This is a genomic window from Emcibacter sp. SYSU 3D8 (assembly GCF_039655875.1).
Taxonomy (GTDB): domain Bacteria; phylum Pseudomonadota; class Alphaproteobacteria; order SMXS01; family SMXS01; genus RI-34.
Map to the genome: position 1 here is coordinate 1 of NZ_JBBYXK010000017.1, position 502 is coordinate 502.

1 protein-coding gene is annotated in these 502 nt (G+C 61.8%); it reads right to left on the reverse strand.

Translation table 11 applies throughout. From position 1 onward, the window contains the following. Positions 1-502, reverse strand: a 502-nt coding sequence (locus tag WJU21_RS19495; RefSeq protein ID WP_346325141.1) for a TonB-dependent receptor, incomplete at both ends; no start/stop codon positions are given.

The window sequence follows — 502 nt, forward strand, 5'->3', positions numbered from 1 at the left end:
GTTCTGACCCGGCTTGTTGACGGCGCGTAGGATCAGTCCGGCGTCCGGCATCGTGAAGCCTTGCGAGTACGAGGCGAACATCGACAGACCGGTGACCGGTTCGACTACCAGACCCGCATTCTTGAGCAGCTTATTGAAACTGGGGGAGCCGCCTTCCACGAACGTGGAATTGGCGCTGGCGATGGTCGTGAAGTCCGGGACGTTCAGCGTCGCCTTTTCGTAGCGCAGGCCGCCCGACAGCCGCACAAGATCATCGAACAGCTTCTGTTCCAGTTGGACGAACGGAGCCCAGCCCTTGTAGATCAACTCCGGCACCCACAGCCGGTCGGTCTGAGCCAGTTCCTGGAGCGTCTTGTCGTGCAGGTAGTCGGCGCCGAATGCCAGCTGCAGACCCGCCCACAGTGTGTCCTCGCGGGCATATGTCAGCTTCGCGCCGTACTTTTCAGAGCTGAGCGCCGACTGGTCGAACAGGGTGCCGACTGGCGCGATGGACGGGTCTTGA